This window comes from Bacillus cereus group sp. BfR-BA-01350 (genome assembly GCF_022663775.1).
In the GTDB taxonomy this organism is placed as follows: domain Bacteria; phylum Bacillota; class Bacilli; order Bacillales; family Bacillaceae_G; genus Bacillus_A; species Bacillus_A paranthracis.
The window spans coordinates 198,764-212,917 of the sequence record NZ_JAKUGD010000009.1 but is presented as its reverse complement, the minus strand read 5'-3'; the positions used below and the strand labels follow the sequence as shown (position 1 = coordinate 212,917).

Genomic DNA, 14,154 nt, shown 5'->3' with positions numbered 1-14,154 from the left:
GTAAGATCCCTGAAAGATGATCAGGTTGATAGGTTCGAGGTGGAAGCATGGTGACATGTGGAGCTGACGAATACTAATAGATCGAGGACTTAACCATATAATATGTAGCAATGTTATCTAGTTTTGAAGGAATATGCCTTCATAGTTTGGTGATGATGGCAGAGAGGTCACACCCGTTCCCATACCGAACACGGAAGTTAAGCTCTCTAGCGCCGATGGTAGTTGGGACCTTGTCCCTGTGAGAGTAGGACGTCGCCAAGCAAAAACCTAAGTCGTTTCGACTTAGGTTTTTTTGTGTTTATTTTTATATATCAAATGTCATAATCCGTAAATTTAGTAATCTTAATGAGAGAAAAGAATGAAAATGAGGCTATTGAGGGTAACTGTTATTTCTTACTACAAGTATATATTTTACATAATGAGAGTAAGAAAAGCGGGATGATATAAGAATGAAAATAAGTATTCAATCATTACAGTAATGAATGCGATACAAAGGAATAGAAACGATATGCTTTATTCCGCATTAACGGGCAGTAAGACCCCCACCTCAAATTTCAGCGGAAGCAAAGAAGCTAGGTGGGGGATCAACTGCCCGTAAAAGCCCGATTGTTGAAGGTTGATTAAAGTTTCACTTTATATAAAAGCATACGGAATTAATATACAAACCGTGTTGTGTATGGTAGATCTCTAGAAATATATATTCTAATTGCTTATCCTTCTTGCATATAGTTACAATTATTCTTTTGAATATAACTAAAACACGAACGTTATTGATGAGTAATAAAAAAACATTCGATTATTTGTTGACATTGTTTATAAAATATTGTTAATATAGCCATAGAAAGAATAATATATAAGACCTCATATAATCGCGGGGATATGGCCTGCAAGTCTCTACCTAACGACCGTTATTCGTTAGACTATGAGGGAAAGTCACTCGGTATTTTTCTATTCACAAGGGATACGTATGCCTGAGTAGAGCGCTTTCTCTCATAGTAAAAGAGAAAATGTTCTATTTCAGGCTTTTTTTATTTGAATCGGGGGGATTCTAATATGAAATCACTAGTTGGAGTCATAATGGGAAGCACGTCAGACTGGGAAACAATGAAATATGCTTGTGACATTTTAGATGAATTAAATATACCGTATGAGAAAAAAGTTGTATCCGCTCATCGGACTCCGGATTATATGTTTGAATATGCAGAGACGGCTCGTGAACGTGGATTGAAAGTTATTATTGCTGGAGCTGGTGGAGCAGCGCATTTACCAGGAATGGTTGCAGCGAAGACGAATCTTCCTGTAATCGGAGTTCCAGTTCAATCAAAAGCGTTAAACGGCTTAGATTCATTATTATCCATCGTCCAAATGCCAGGAGGGGTTCCAGTTGCAACTGTTGCAATTGGTAAGGCTGGTTCAACAAATGCTGGTTTACTTGCTGCACAAATACTTGGATCATTCCATGATGACATACATGATGCATTAGAATTGAGAAGAGAAGCAATTGAAAAAGATGTGCGCGAAGGTAGTGAGCTAGTATGACGAGAATCATTTTACCTGGAAAAACAATCGGCATTATTGGAGGCGGCCAGCTAGGAAGAATGATGGCATTGGCAGCTAAGGAAATGGGATATAAAATTGCTGTTTTAGATCCTACAAAAAACTCACCATGTGCACAAGTTGCTGATATTGAAATTGTTGCATCATATGACGATTTAAAAGCAATTCAGCATTTAGCGGAGATTAGTGATGTTGTCACATATGAATTTGAGAATATTGATTATAGATGTTTACAATGGCTTGAAAAGCATGCTTACTTACCGCAAGGCAGTCAGTTGTTAAGTAAAACGCAAAATCGTTTTACTGAAAAGAATGCAATTGAAAAAGCGGGATTACCAGTAGCAACGTATAAATTGGTTCAAACTCAAGAGCAGCTTACTGAAGCAATCACTGAGTTATCATATCCTTCCGTCTTAAAAACAACGACAGGTGGATATGATGGGAAAGGGCAAGTTGTTTTAAGAAGTGAAGCTGACGTTGATGAAGCGCGAAAGCTTGCGAATGCAGCAGAGTGTATTTTAGAGAAATGGGTGCCTTTTGAAAAAGAAGTATCAGTTATTGTCATTCGTAGTGTAAGTGGTGAAACGAAAGTATTTCCGGTAGCGGAAAATATTCATGTAAATAACATTTTGCATGAATCCATCGTTCCAGCTCGCATTACAGAAGAACTTTCTCAAAAAGCAATTGCTTATGCAAAAGTGCTTGCGGATGAACTAGAACTTGTGGGAACACTAGCGGTAGAGATGTTTGCTACAGCCGATGGTGAGATTTACATTAATGAATTGGCGCCAAGACCTCACAATTCAGGACACTATACACAGGATGCATGTGAAACGAGTCAATTCGGTCAACATATTCGAGCAATCTGTAATTTACCTCTTGGAGAAACAAATTTGTTAAAACCAGTTGTCATGGTAAACATTTTAGGCGAACATATAGAAGGGGTCCTAAGACAAGTGAATAGATTAACCGGGTGCTATTTACACTTGTATGGAAAAGAAGAAGCAAAAGCACAGCGGAAAATGGGGCATGTTAATATTTTAAATGATAATATTGAAGTCGCTCTAGAAAAAGCGAAGAGTTTGCATATTTGGGACCATCAAGAACAACTGTTGGAGGGAAAAAGATGATTAGTCGTTATACACGCCCAGAAATGGGTGCAATTTGGACGGAAGAGAACAAATTTAAAGCGTGGTTAGAAGTTGAGATTTTAGCTTGTGAAGCATGGGCTGAGCTTGGCGATATTCCGAAAGAAGATGTTAAGAAAATTCGTGAGCATGCATCATTTGATATTGATCGTATCTATGAAATTGAAAAAGAGACACGTCATGACGTAGTTGCATTCACTCGTGCTGTATCAGAAACACCAGCATTAGGCGAGGAACGTAAATGGATTCATTACGGTTTAACATCTACAGACGTAGTAGATACAGCGTTATCTTACATCTTAAAACAAGCGAATGAAATCATATTAAAAGACTTAGAAAACTTCGTAAGCATTTTAGCTAACAAAGCAAAAGAGCATAAATACACGATCATGATGGGAAGAACACACGGTGTTCATGCAGAACCAACAACATTCGGTTTAAAACTTGGTCTTTGGTATGAAGAAATGAAACGTAACGTAGAGCGTTTCAAACAAGCTGCTAATACAGTTCGTGTTGGTAAATTATCTGGTGCGGTTGGTACATATGCAAATATCGATCCATTCGTAGAAAAGTATGTTTGTGAAAACTTAGGATTAGAAGCAGCACCAATTTCAACACAAACATTGCAACGTGATCGCCATGCTCATTACATGTCAACACTTGCATTAATCGCAACGTCTATCGAAAAGATGGCAGTTGAGATTCGTGGTTTACAAAAGAGTGAAACACGTGAAGTTGAAGAAGCTTTCGCAAAAGGTCAAAAAGGTTCTTCTGCAATGCCGCATAAGCGTAATCCAATTGGATCTGAAAATATGACTGGTTTAGCTCGTGTTATCCGCGGTTATATGATGACAGCTTATGAGAATGTTCCATTATGGCATGAGCGTGACATTTCTCACTCTTCAGCAGAACGCGTAATTTTACCAGATGCTACAATCGCGTTAAATTACATGTTAAATCGCTTTGGTAATATCGTTAAAAATTTAACTGTATACCCAGAGAATATGAAACGCAATATGACAAGAACATACGGCTTAATTTATTCTCAGCGCGTAATGCTTACATTAATCGATAAAGGTATGGTGCGTGAAGAAGCTTACGATATCGTACAACCTAAAGCGATGGAAGCTTGGGAAACACAAGTACAATTTAAAGAGCTTGTAGAAGCTGATGAGCGTATTACGAGCAAGTTAACACAAGAAGAAATTAATGAATGCTTTAACTATGAGCATCATATGCAACACGTTGATACAATCTTTGAACGCCTAGGATTAAACGAAGCGTAAAATTTCATATGGCACAGAATAGAGTCATTCTGTGCCATTCTTTATAAAAACATTATTCACATTTTTCAAACTACAGGGGGCTTGCGAAATGCAAAAGCTAGAATTGCTGTATGAAGGTAAGGCAAAAAGAATTTATCGTACAGAATCAGCAGATATGGTTTGGGTAGAGTACAAAGATAGTGCGACTGCTTTCAATGGGGAGAAAAAAGAGACGATTACAGGAAAAGGTCGTTTGAACAATGAGATTACAACTTTATTGTTCAGAAAGTTACAAGAAGTAGGAATTAAAACACACTTTGTTGAGAAGCTATCTGAAACAGAACAACTTGTTAAAAAAGTGAGTATTATTCCTTTAGAAGTTGTCACAAGAAATGTAATTGCAGGAAGTCTTTCAAAACGATTAGGAATGGAAGAGGGAACTGTACTTGCAGAACCAATCGTAGAATTTTACTTCAAAGATGATGATTTAGGAGATCCGCTTGTAACGGAAGATCATATTCGTGTATTAAACGTTGCATCGCCAGAGCAAGTAAGCGTATTACGAGATATGGCTCTACAAATCAATCAAGTGTTGATTGATCATTTCGCAAGCTGTCGTGTAAGATTAGTAGATTTCAAATTAGAGTTTGGTGTAACGGATGAAGGAGAAATCATTTTAGCAGATGAAATTTCACCAGATACTTGCCGTTTATGGGATGAAACGAGCAATGAGAAGTTTGATAAAGACGTATTCCGTCGTGATCTTGGAAATTTAACAGATGCTTATGAAGAGATTTTAAAACGTTTAGGGGGAATTTCACATGTATAAAGTTAAGGTATATGTAACATTAAGAGAAAGCGTATTAGATCCACAAGGAACAGCAGTAAAAGGAGCACTTCATAGCCTTTCATTCACAGAAGTACAGGATGTTCGAATTGGAAAGTACATGGAACTAACAATTGATAAATCGGTAACTGACTTAGATAGCAAAGTAAAGGAAATGTGTGAAAAACTATTAGCGAACGTTGTAATGGAAGACTTCCGTTATGAAGTTGAGGAGGTTGTCGCACAGTGAAATTTGCCGTAATAGTATTTCCAGGTTCGAACTGTGATGTTGATATGTTCCATGCAATTAAAGATGAGCTTGGCGAAGAAGTAGATTACGTTTGGCACGATACAGAGAATTTAGATGAATATGATGCAATTCTACTACCAGGTGGATTCTCTTACGGTGACTACTTACGCTGCGGTGCTATTTCTCGCTTTGCGAATGCAATGAAAGCAGTACAGAAAGCTGCTGAGCAAGGAAAGCCAATTTTAGGTGTATGTAATGGATTCCAGATTCTTGTTGAATCAGGATTATTACCAGGGGCATTAATGAGAAACGAAAACTTAAAATTTATGTGTCGAACAGTTCAGTTACGTGTTGAAAATAATGAAACGACGTTTACATCACAATATGAAAAAGATGAAGTAATCAATATTCCAATTGCACATGGTGAGGGGAATTACTATTGTGATGAAGAGACTCTTAAACAATTAGAAGAGAATAATCAGATCGCATTCCGTTACGTAGAAAACCCGAACGGAAGCGTTTCAGATATTGCTGGTATTGTAAACGAAAAAGGAAATGTACTTGGTATGATGCCACACCCAGAGCGTGCTGTAGATGAATTACTTGGCGGTGCTGAAGGGTTAAAAGTCTTTCAATCTATCTTAAAACAGTGGAGGGAAACATATGTCGTTAATGCTTGAACCAAATCCAACACAAATTAAAGAAGAGCGCATATATGCGGAAATGGGGCTAACAGACGAAGAGTTTGCCATGGTTGAAAAGATTTTAGGCCGTCTGCCAAATTATACAGAAACAGGATTATTCTCTGTTATGTGGTCTGAACATTGTAGTTATAAAAATTCAAAACCAGTACTTCGAAAATTCCCAACAACAGGTGAGCGCGTCTTGCAAGGGCCTGGGGAAGGTGCTGGCATTGTAGACATCGGTGATAATCAAGCGGTTGTATTTAAAATGGAAAGTCATAACCACCCTTCTGCTATTGAGCCATATCAAGGAGCAGCAACAGGTGTTGGCGGTATTATTCGTGACGTATTCTCTATGGGAGCACGTCCAGTAGCTCTATTAAACTCACTTCGATTTGGAGAATTACAATCACCACGTGTGAAATACTTATTCGAAGAAGTAGTAGCAGGAATTGCAGGATACGGTAACTGTATCGGTATTCCAACTGTTGGCGGCGAAGTACAGTTTGATCCATGTTATGAAGGAAATCCACTTGTAAATGCAATGTGCGTAGGCTTAATTAACCACGAGGACATTAAAAAAGGGCAAGCGCACGGTGCTGGAAATACAGTAATGTACGTAGGAGCATCAACTGGTCGTGATGGTATCCACGGTGCTACATTCGCATCTGAAGAGTTATCTGAAAGCTCAGAAGCGAAGCGTCCAGCAGTTCAAGTAGGAGATCCATTTATGGAGAAACTTCTTATCGAAGCTTGCTTAGAACTTATTCAATCGGATGCACTTGTTGGAATTCAAGATATGGGTGCGGCTGGTTTAACATCATCTTCTGCAGAAATGGCAAGTAAAGCAGGCATGGGTATTGAAATGTACTTAGATGATGTACCACAGCGTGAAACAGGAATGACACCATATGAAATGATGCTATCTGAATCACAAGAGCGTATGTTAATTGTTGTGAAAAAAGGTAGAGAACAAGAGATAGTAGATTTATTTGAGAAGTATGGTCTTGCAGCCGTTACGATGGGGAAAGTAACGGAAGACAAAATGCTTCGTTTATTCCATAAAGGTGAAATGGTAGCTGAAGTACCAGCAGATGCTCTTGCAGAAGAAGCACCAATTTACCATAAACCATCAAAAGAAGCAGCATATTTTGCTGAGTTCCAAGAAATGAAAATGGAAACGCCGAAAGTAGAAAACTATAAAGAAACGTTATTCGCTCTATTACAACAACCGACGATTGCAAGTAAAGAGTGGGTTTATGATCAATATGATTATCAAGTTCGCACAAGCACAGTTGTTACACCAGGTTCAGATGCAGCAGTTGTACGTGTACGCGGTACAGAAAAAGGATTAGCAATGACGACAGATTGTAACTCTCGCTACATTTATTTAGACCCAGAAGTGGGCGGTAAAATCGCAGTAGCAGAGGCAGCACGTAATATTGTATGTTCTGGCGGGGAGCCACTTGCAATTACAGATTGCTTAAACTTCGGTAACCCAGAAAAACCAGAAATCTTCTGGCAAATTGAGAAATCAGTAGATGGTATGAGTGAAGCTTGTCGCACATTACAAACACCAGTTATTGGTGGAAATGTATCAATGTATAACGAACGTAGTGGTGAAGCGGTATACCCAACACCGACAGTTGGGATGGTTGGACTTGTACACGATTTAAAACATGTAACAACACAAGAGTTTAAGCAAGCTGGCGATTTAGTTTATGTCATTGGAGAGACGAAAGCTGAGTTTGGTGGAAGTGAATTACAGAAAATGATTCACGGAAAAATTTTCGGACAATCACCAAGTATTGATCTAGACGTAGAATTAAAACGTCAAAAACAAATATTAGCAGCAATCCAAGCTGGCCTTGTTCAATCTGCACATGACGTTGCTGAAGGTGGTTTAGCAGTTGCGATTTCAGAAAGTGCAATTGGTGCTAACGGCTTAGGCGCTACTGTGAAATTAGACGGGGAAGCAACAGCGGCATTATTTGCGGAATCACAATCCCGCTTCGTAATAACTGTAAAACGTGAAAATAAAGAAGCGTTCGAAAAAGCGGTAGAAGCAATTCAAGTTGGAGAAGTAACAAGTACAAATGAAGTAACAATTCATAATGAAGAAAATGAAGTATTACTTACAGCAAATGTAGATGAAATGAGAAAGGCTTGGAAAGGGGCAATCCCATGCTTGCTGAAATAAAGGGGTTAAACGAAGAATGTGGCGTTTTCGGAATTTGGGGGCATGAAAATGCGGCACAAGTTTCATACTACGGATTGCACAGTTTACAGCACCGTGGGCAAGAAGGCGCAGGCATTGTCGTAAATAATGGGGAAAAAATCGTCGGTCACAAGGGGTTAGGTTTAATATCGGAAGTGTTTTCAAGAGGTGAGCTAGAAGGATTGAATGGAAAATCAGCAATCGGGCATGTACGATACGCGACGGCTGGTGGAAGTGAAGTTGCTAACGTTCAACCATTGTTGTTCCGTTTTTCCGATCATAGTATGGCGTTAGCTCATAACGGAAATTTAATTAACGCAAAAATGCTTCGTCGTGAATTAGAAGCAGAGGGCAGTATTTTCCAAACAAGTTCAGATACAGAAGTACTTTTACATCTTATTAAACGTAGCACGAAAGATTCGTTAATTGAAAGTGTAAAAGAGGCTTTAAATAAAGTGAAAGGTGCGTTTGCGTATCTTTTACTAACTGGAAATGAAATGATCGTTGCATTAGATCCGAATGGGTTCCGTCCACTTTCAATTGGAAAGATGGGGGATGCTTACGTTGTAGCATCTGAAACATGTGCTTTTGATGTAGTAGGTGCAACATACATTCGTGATGTAGAACCGGGTGAATTACTTATCATTAATGATGAAGGAATTCACGTAGATCGTTTCACAAACGATGTAGAACATGCAATTTGTAGTATGGAATACATTTACTTTGCACGACCAGATTCTAATATCGCAGGCGTTAACGTTCATGCAGCACGTAAAAACATGGGGAAACGTTTGGCGGCAGAAGCTCCTATTGAAGCAGATGTTGTTACTGGCGTACCAGACTCTAGTATTTCAGCTGCGATTGGTTATGCGGAGGCGACAGGCATTCCATATGAGTTAGGATTAATTAAAAATCGTTACGTTGGACGTACATTTATTCAACCTTCTCAAGAACTGCGAGAGCAAGGGGTTAAGATGAAGCTTTCAGCAGTAAGAGGTGTGGTTGAGGGGAAACGAGTTGTTATGATTGATGATTCTATCGTACGAGGAACAACGAGTAAACGAATTGTTCGTATGCTTCGCGAGGCTGGAGCGACAGAAGTTCACGTAAGAATAGCTTCACCACCTTTGAAATATCCATGTTTCTATGGCATTGATATTCAAACGAGAAAAGAATTAATTGCAGCAAATCATACAGTAGAAGAAATTCGTGAAATGATCGGTGCAGACTCATTAACATTTTTAAGCGAAGATGGATTAGTAGATGCAATTGGACGTCCATATGAAGGGAAATACGGTGGCCTTTGTATGGCGTACTTCAATGGAGATTATCCAACAGCTCTTTATGATTATGAACAAGAGCTTTTAGAAAGTATGAAATAAGAAGAAAAAAGCTTCTACTTCTTTTGATGTAGAAGCTAGCTTCTTTCTTAAAACGGCCCGCACAGGATAGGGAGAAATTAAAAGACGAGGTGTAAATAACGATGGCGAATGCATATAAGCAAGCAGGAGTAGATATTGAAGCTGGATATGAAGCGGTATCTCGCATGAAAAAACACGTACAAACAACAATGAGAAAAGAAGTACTAGGCGGTTTAGGCGGTTTTGGAGGTATGTTTGATCTATCAAAATTTGCATTAGAAGAACCTGTATTAGTATCTGGAACAGATGGCGTGGGAACGAAATTGATGCTCGCTTTTATGGCAGATAAACATGACACAATTGGTATTGATGCAGTAGCAATGTGTGTAAATGATATTGTTGTCCAAGGAGCAGAGCCGCTTTTCTTCCTTGATTATATTGCTTGTGGTAAAGCTGAACCTAGTAAAATTGAAAACATCGTCAAAGGTATATCAGAGGGCTGTCGCCAAGCAGGTTGTGCTTTAATTGGTGGAGAAACAGCTGAAATGCCAGGAATGTATTCTACAGAAGAATACGATTTAGCTGGTTTTACAGTTGGGATCGTTGATAAAAAGAAAATTGTAACAGGTGAAAAAATTGAAGCTGGTCACGTATTAATTGGCTTGGCATCTAGCGGTATTCATAGTAACGGTTATTCTTTAGTACGAAAAGTATTACTAGAAGATGGAGAGCTATCTTTAGATCGCATTTACGGACGCTTAGAGCTACCTCTTGGTGAAGAATTATTAAAACCAACGAAAATTTATGTCAAACCTATTTTAGAACTATTGAAGAAATATGAAGTATACGGTATGGCACATATTACAGGTGGTGGATTCATTGAAAATATTCCACGTATGTTACCAGAAGAAATCGGTGCAGAAATTGAATTAGGATCTTGGGAAATTCAGCCGATCTTTAGTTTACTTCAAGAAGTTGGCAAGCTGGAAGAGAAAGAAATGTTCAATATTTTTAACATGGGTATTGGTATGGTAGTAGCGGTGAAGGAAGAAGATGCAAAAGATATCGTCCGTCTTCTTGAAGAGCAAGGAGAAACTGCTCGTATTATTGGACGCACTGTACAAGGAGCTGGCGTTACTTTTAATGGAGGCACAGCGCTATGAGTAGATTAGCAGTTTTTGCTTCTGGAAGCGGATCTAACTTTCAATCTCTCGTTAATGCAGTAGAAGAAAAAAGATTGGATGCAGAAATTAGTTTATTAGTATGTGATAAACCAGAAGCACGCGCTGTTGGGCGAGCACATTATCATCATATCCCGTGTTTCGCTTTTTCAGCGAAAGCATATGAGTCAAAAGAAGCGTTTGAAAAAGAGATATTAAAGAAGCTAGAAGAGTATGAAATTGATTATGTTATTTTAGCTGGATATATGCGTTTAATTGGACCAACTTTACTAGAAGCTTACGGCGGAAGGATTATTAATATTCATCCATCACTATTACCGAGTTTTCCAGGGAAAGATGCTGTTGGTCAAGCGTTAGAAGCAGGTGTGAAAGTAACTGGAGTAACGATTCATTATGTAGACGCAGGTATGGATACAGGACCAATTATTGCACAAGAAGCAGTAGTTGTTTCTGAAGGGGATACGAGAGAAAGCTTACAAAAGAAAATTCAACAAGTTGAACATAAATTATACGTAAATACAGTGAATCAAATTGTTCAATCTACGAAAGAACCAACTGTTAACTAACATACAACCAGGGGTGAAGGGTAAATGAAAAAGCGTGCATTAGTAAGTGTTTCAGATAAAACAGGAGTAGTAGAATTTGTTAAAGGTTTACTAGAACAAGGGATCGAAGTTATATCAACAGGCGGTACAAAAAAATTACTAGAAGAAAACGGCTTACAAGTAATCGGTATTTCTGAAGTAACTGGTTTCCCAGAAATTATGGATGGTCGTGTGAAAACATTACATCCAAATATTCATGGTGGTCTATTAGCAGTTCGCGATAATGAAACGCATGTAGCACAAATGAATGAGTTAGGTATAGAGACAATTGATTTTGTTGTCGTTAACTTATACCCATTCAAAGAAACAATCGCTAAGCCTGATGTAACATTTGCTGATGCAATTGAAAATATTGATATTGGTGGCCCAACAATGATTCGCTCTGCTGCGAAAAATCATAAATTCGTATCTGTAATTGTAGATCCAGTAGATTATGATGTTGTATTAGCAGAACTGAAAGAGAACGGTGAAGTAAAAGAAGAAACGAAACGTAAATTAGCAGCGAAAGTATTCCGCCATACAGCAGCATATGATGCGTTAATCTCTAACTACTTAACAGAGCAAATGGGTGAAGAAAGCCCAGAAACATTAACAGTGACATTTGAGAAAAAACAAGATTTACGCTATGGAGAAAATCCACATCAAAAAGCAACATTCTATAAAGCGCCATTCGCTGTAACTTCTTCTGTTGCGTACGCAGAACAATTACACGGGAAAGAACTATCGTATAACAATATTAACGATGCAGATGCAGCGCTTAGTATCGTGAAAGAATTTACAGAGCCAGCAGTAGTAGCAGTAAAACATATGAATCCATGTGGTGTTGGAGTAGGTACGGATATTCACGAAGCATATACTCGTGCTTATGAAGCTGATCCAGTATCAATCTTCGGCGGTATTATTGCAGCAAATCGTGAAATTGATAAAGCTACAGCAGAAAAGTTGCATGAAGTCTTTTTAGAAATTATTATTGCACCTTCTTTCTCGAAAGAAGCTTTGGAAGTGTTACAAAGTAAGAAAAATTTACGTTTATTAACTGTAAATATTGAAAAAGCGACAAGTGCAAGCAAAAAACTAACTTCTGTACAAGGTGGACTTCTTGTTCAAGAGGAAGATACGTTATCATTAGATGAAAGTACAATTTCAATTCCAACGAAACGTGAACCTTCAGAGCAAGAATGGAAAGATTTAAAACTAGCTTGGAAAGTTGTAAAACATGTAAAGTCAAATGCAATTGTTTTAGCGAAAGATGATATGACAATTGGTGTCGGTGCGGGACAGATGAACCGTGTAGGTTCTGCAAAAATCGCAATTACACAAGCTGGTGAAAAAGCACAAGGTAGCGCGCTTGCATCTGATGCTTTCTTCCCAATGCCAGATACATTAGAAGAAGCAGCAAAAGCAGGAATTACAGCAATCATTCAACCGGGCGGATCAATCCGTGATGAAGATTCTATTAAAGTGGCGGATACGTATGGGATTGCTATGGTGTTCACTGGCGTACGTCATTTCAAACACTAATAGAGGAAGTTTAAAAAGTCCGGTTAAGATAACCTTCGCATGTCGTCGTTGCAATGCCAGTGCGGTACTCATGTAGGAAAACTACACTCCGTGTCCTCCTGGCAAATGCGCCTCGACCTGCTCGGTTCTCTTAATCCTCCTTTTTAAACTTTGATTGATATGGATGTTTAAAAAGTCCGTTCGAGATAACCTTTTATTGATATGAAAAAGCAAACTAGGAGCATAGCTTCTAGTTTGTACTTATTTAAGTATTGGGGGATGAAATATGAATGTTTTAGTAATCGGTCGCGGTGGGCGTGAGCATGCTTTAGCTTGGAAGTTCGCGCAATCTGAAAAGGTAGAAAAGGTATATGTAGCACCGGGTAACGAAGGTATGCGCGATGTTGCAACGCCAGTTGATATTGATGAAAATGATTTTGATGCATTAGTTTTATTTGCTAAAGAGAATCATGTAGAATTAACTTTCGTTGGACCAGAAATTCCACTTATGAATGGAATCGTTGATCGTTTTAAAGAAGAGGGGCTTCGCGTATTTGGTCCGAATAAAGCGGCTGCTGTTATTGAAGGTAGTAAAGCTTTTACAAAAGAGCTTATGAAAAAGTATAATATTCCAACTGCGGCATATGAAACTTTTACAGATTATGAAGAAGCAGTACAGTACATTCAAAAAGTTGGCGCACCAATCGTTATTAAAGCGGATGGCCTAGCTGCTGGTAAAGGTGTAACAGTAGCGATGACGCTGGAAGAGGCATTACAAGCTGCGAAAGAAATGCTGCAAGATGTAAAGTTCGGCGAAGCAAGTAAGAAGGTTGTTATTGAAGAGTTTTTAGATGGACAAGAATTTTCATTAATGGCATTTGTGAATGGAACAACTGTACATCCCATGGTAATTGCGCAAGATCATAAACGAGCTTTTGATGGTGATAAAGGTCCAAATACAGGCGGAATGGGTGCGTATTCTCCAGTACCACAAATTTCGGAATCAGCAGTTCAAGAGGCGATAAAAATGGTACTACATCCAACTGCTAAGGCGATGATTGCAGAAAACCGTTCGTTTACAGGTATTTTATACGCGGGACTTATTTTAACAAATGATGGTCCAAAGGTAATTGAGTTTAATGCTCGCTTTGGTGATCCTGAAACGGAAGTTGTATTACCACGCTTAGAAAATGATTTAGTTGATGTATGTAACGCTGTATTAGATGAGAGTGAGTTAACGTTAAAATGGTCAGAAGAAGCAGTTATTGGTGTTGTACTTGCTTCGAAAGGATACCCAGAAGCATATAAAAAAGGCGAAATCATTAACGGGTTAGATACATTGCAAGATGTGATTGTTTTCCATGCAGGTACAGCAATGAAACATGGGGACTTTGTAACGAACGGTGGCCGTGTATTATTTGTTGCTTGTAAGGCAAATAGTTTACAAGAAGCAAAAGATAAAGTATATAAAGAAATCGGTAAAATTGAGAGTGATGGTCTGTTTTACCGAAGTGATATAGGATATCGTGCAATTGGGCATGAGATGACGAGAAATTAATA

At 38.5% G+C, this 14,154-nt stretch carries 12 protein-coding genes, 2 rRNA genes and 1 riboswitch; all 14 genes read left to right on the top strand.

Annotation, left to right across the window (positions count from 1 at the left end; genetic code table 11):
* Nucleotides 1–97 (top strand): 23S ribosomal RNA (locus tag MR147_RS19710); the annotation flags it as partial.
* A 48-nt stretch (nucleotides 98–145) separates the two neighbouring features.
* A 5S ribosomal RNA gene (gene rrf / locus MR147_RS19705) occupies nucleotides 146–261 on the top strand.
* Between the two features lie 580 nt (nucleotides 262–841).
* A riboswitch (purine riboswitch) is annotated at nucleotides 842–943 on the top strand.
* A gap of 110 nt (nucleotides 944–1,053) precedes the next feature.
* Nucleotides 1,054–1,539: a 5-(carboxyamino)imidazole ribonucleotide mutase gene (gene purE, locus MR147_RS19700; RefSeq protein ID WP_000839367.1), complete on the top strand. Its 486-nt coding sequence runs from the start codon at nucleotides 1,054–1,056 to the stop codon at nucleotides 1,537–1,539.
* The gene (gene purK / locus MR147_RS19695; RefSeq protein WP_074607740.1) at nucleotides 1,536–2,687 is read left to right on the top strand and encodes a 5-(carboxyamino)imidazole ribonucleotide synthase; all 1,152 of its coding nucleotides are present in this window, start codon (nucleotides 1,536–1,538) and stop codon (nucleotides 2,685–2,687) included. The genes purE and purK overlap by 4 nt, the downstream gene beginning before the upstream one ends.
* Nucleotides 2,684–3,991: an adenylosuccinate lyase gene (purB, locus tag MR147_RS19690; protein ID WP_000625677.1), complete on the top strand. Its 1,308-nt coding sequence runs from the start codon at nucleotides 2,684–2,686 to the stop codon at nucleotides 3,989–3,991. Before purK ends, purB begins: the two co-directional genes overlap by 4 nt.
* An 88-nt stretch (nucleotides 3,992–4,079) precedes the next feature.
* On the top strand, nucleotides 4,080–4,799 hold the full coding sequence (gene purC / locus MR147_RS19685) for a phosphoribosylaminoimidazolesuccinocarboxamide synthase (protein ID WP_001170542.1): 720 nt from the start codon (nucleotides 4,080–4,082) through the stop codon (nucleotides 4,797–4,799).
* Nucleotides 4,792–5,046, top strand: a complete 255-nt coding sequence (gene purS, locus MR147_RS19680) for a phosphoribosylformylglycinamidine synthase subunit PurS (RefSeq protein ID WP_000278826.1) — start codon at nucleotides 4,792–4,794, stop codon at nucleotides 5,044–5,046. Before purC ends, purS begins: the two co-directional genes overlap by 8 nt.
* Nucleotides 5,043–5,726: a phosphoribosylformylglycinamidine synthase subunit PurQ gene (gene purQ / locus MR147_RS19675; RefSeq protein WP_074607742.1), complete on the top strand. Its 684-nt coding sequence runs from the start codon at nucleotides 5,043–5,045 to the stop codon at nucleotides 5,724–5,726. The genes purS and purQ overlap by 4 nt, the downstream gene beginning before the upstream one ends.
* Nucleotides 5,710–7,929, top strand: coding sequence for a phosphoribosylformylglycinamidine synthase II (purL, locus tag MR147_RS19670; RefSeq protein WP_000055574.1), 2,220 nt, complete (start codon nucleotides 5,710–5,712; stop codon nucleotides 7,927–7,929). The genes purQ and purL overlap by 17 nt, the downstream gene beginning before the upstream one ends.
* On the top strand, nucleotides 7,914–9,329 hold the full coding sequence (gene purF / locus MR147_RS19665; RefSeq protein ID WP_000879025.1) for an amidophosphoribosyltransferase: 1,416 nt from the start codon (nucleotides 7,914–7,916) through the stop codon (nucleotides 9,327–9,329). The genes purL and purF overlap by 16 nt, the downstream gene beginning before the upstream one ends.
* Before the next feature lie 101 nt (nucleotides 9,330–9,430).
* Nucleotides 9,431–10,471 carry a phosphoribosylformylglycinamidine cyclo-ligase gene (gene purM, locus MR147_RS19660; protein ID WP_242304655.1) on the top strand — a complete coding sequence of 347 codons (1,041 nt, stop codon included), beginning with the start codon at nucleotides 9,431–9,433 and terminating at the stop codon, nucleotides 10,469–10,471.
* Nucleotides 10,468–11,055, top strand: a complete 588-nt coding sequence (purN, locus tag MR147_RS19655; protein WP_000088580.1) for a phosphoribosylglycinamide formyltransferase — start codon at nucleotides 10,468–10,470, stop codon at nucleotides 11,053–11,055. The genes purM and purN overlap by 4 nt, the downstream gene beginning before the upstream one ends.
* A gap of 24 nt (nucleotides 11,056–11,079) precedes the next feature.
* Nucleotides 11,080–12,615 (top strand): bifunctional phosphoribosylaminoimidazolecarboxamide formyltransferase/IMP cyclohydrolase, encoded by a 1,536-nt coding sequence (gene purH, locus MR147_RS19650; protein ID WP_242304654.1) that lies wholly within the window; start codon nucleotides 11,080–11,082, stop codon nucleotides 12,613–12,615.
* 265 nt (nucleotides 12,616–12,880) lie between these two features.
* Nucleotides 12,881–14,152, top strand: coding sequence for a phosphoribosylamine--glycine ligase (gene purD, locus MR147_RS19645; protein WP_242304653.1), 1,272 nt, complete (start codon nucleotides 12,881–12,883; stop codon nucleotides 14,150–14,152).
* Nucleotides 14,153–14,154 lie beyond the last annotated feature (2 nt).

Excerpts from the sequence above, each read along its gene's own strand:
- purH (WP_242304654.1), top strand. The coding sequence starts at position 11,080 with ATGAAAAAGCGTGCATTAGTAAGTGTTTCAGATAAAACAGGAGTAGTA.
- purS (WP_000278826.1), top strand. The coding sequence starts at position 4,792 with ATGTATAAAGTTAAGGTATATGTAACATTAAGAGAAAGCGTATTAGAT.
- purM (WP_242304655.1), top strand. The coding sequence starts at position 9,431 with ATGGCGAATGCATATAAGCAAGCAGGAGTAGATATTGAAGCTGGATAT.
- purC (WP_001170542.1), top strand. The coding sequence starts at position 4,080 with ATGCAAAAGCTAGAATTGCTGTATGAAGGTAAGGCAAAAAGAATTTAT.
- purL (WP_000055574.1), top strand. The coding sequence starts at position 5,710 with ATGTCGTTAATGCTTGAACCAAATCCAACACAAATTAAAGAAGAGCGC.
- purB (WP_000625677.1), top strand. The coding sequence starts at position 2,684 with ATGATTAGTCGTTATACACGCCCAGAAATGGGTGCAATTTGGACGGAA.
- purN (WP_000088580.1), top strand. The coding sequence starts at position 10,468 with ATGAGTAGATTAGCAGTTTTTGCTTCTGGAAGCGGATCTAACTTTCAA.
- purK (WP_074607740.1), top strand. The coding sequence starts at position 1,536 with ATGACGAGAATCATTTTACCTGGAAAAACAATCGGCATTATTGGAGGC.
- purF (WP_000879025.1), top strand. The coding sequence starts at position 7,914 with ATGCTTGCTGAAATAAAGGGGTTAAACGAAGAATGTGGCGTTTTCGGA.
- purE (WP_000839367.1), top strand. The coding sequence starts at position 1,054 with ATGAAATCACTAGTTGGAGTCATAATGGGAAGCACGTCAGACTGGGAA.
- purD (WP_242304653.1), top strand. The coding sequence starts at position 12,881 with ATGAATGTTTTAGTAATCGGTCGCGGTGGGCGTGAGCATGCTTTAGCT.